Here is a 455-nt window from a genome sequence, read left to right as displayed (position 1 = left end):
AATTAATCTTAAAGCGAAACATAATGCAAATATAAGTAGTTGCAACAATGTTGCATTTAAAATAATCGGCAGCTTTGTTTCAATATAGCAATACTTTTTTCCAAAAAATTTTATTTGTTCAAAACGCAGCTTATTAATATTCCCACAAAACACAAGAGTTTATAGTATATCATTAAGTGAATTGATTAACTTCCAACCTTAATTAGTTATGCTCATGAGAAAAGTTTTATTAATAGCAGGCATGTTTTCATTTTCATTTATTCATGCTCAAAAAAAAGTTGCACCAAACCCTGTTGACAATTTTAAAACAGAAGCATTAAGCGATATTCAATCAGACTACGAAAAGTATAACAAAATTGCATTAACCATTTGGGATTATGCAGAAGTGGGTTACAAAGAAGTAAAAAGTTCTGCCTTGCATCAGCAAACTTTAAAAGATGCCGGCTTTACGGTAC

1 protein-coding gene is annotated in these 455 nt (G+C 30.1%); it reads left to right on the top strand.

Translation table 11 applies throughout. The features are described from left to right. Positions 1-208: 208 nt before the first annotated feature. A partial coding sequence (locus E3E36_RS13010) for a hypothetical protein (RefSeq protein ID WP_206203680.1) occupies positions 209-455 on the top strand: 247 nt, incomplete at its 3' end.

This window comes from Thermococcus sp. M36, from assembly GCF_012027355.1.
Classification (GTDB): domain Archaea; phylum Methanobacteriota_B; class Thermococci; order Thermococcales; family Thermococcaceae; genus Thermococcus.
The sequence above is the reverse complement of the archived record's forward strand: the minus strand, read 5'-3'. Positions and strand labels throughout refer to the sequence as shown.